Below are 386 nucleotides of genomic sequence, written 5' to 3' on the forward strand. Positions count from 1 at the left end.
TCAGGGCTTGCGGTGCGGGCCGCGCTTGCGCTCCATCATGTGGCGTCCCAGCGCTTGGCGCTGCTTGAACAACTGCCGCTGCTCGGCGCGGAGTCGGGCGTCGCTCCGCGCGGCGATCCTGGTGTTCTCGCGGAGCAGCTTGCGGTAGCTGTCGAGGCGGCGCTGCGGCAGGCGGCCCTCTTCGATCGCCGCGAGGACGGCGCAGTCGGGCTCCGTGCGGTGGGCGCAGTCGTGGAAGCGGCACTCGGCGGCGAGCTCCTCGATCTCGGCGAAGGTGCGCTCGACGCCCTCCGCCGCGTCCCAGAGTGCCACGCCGCGCAGCCCCGGCGTATCGATGAGCACGCCGCCGCCCGCCGAGACGGGGAGCGGCAGCAGGTCGCGCGCGG

1 pseudogene is annotated in these 386 nt (G+C 74.4%); it reads right to left on the bottom strand.

Features of this window, described 5'->3' with window-relative positions:
- Positions 1-386: pseudogene (locus tag UWG_RS0115855) on the bottom strand (ribosome small subunit-dependent GTPase A); the annotation flags it as partial.

Origin of the sequence: Streptomyces xiaopingdaonensis (assembly GCF_000262345.1) — a bacterium.
GTDB classification, from domain to species: Bacteria; Actinomycetota; Actinomycetes; order Streptomycetales; family Streptomycetaceae; genus Streptomyces; species Streptomyces xiaopingdaonensis.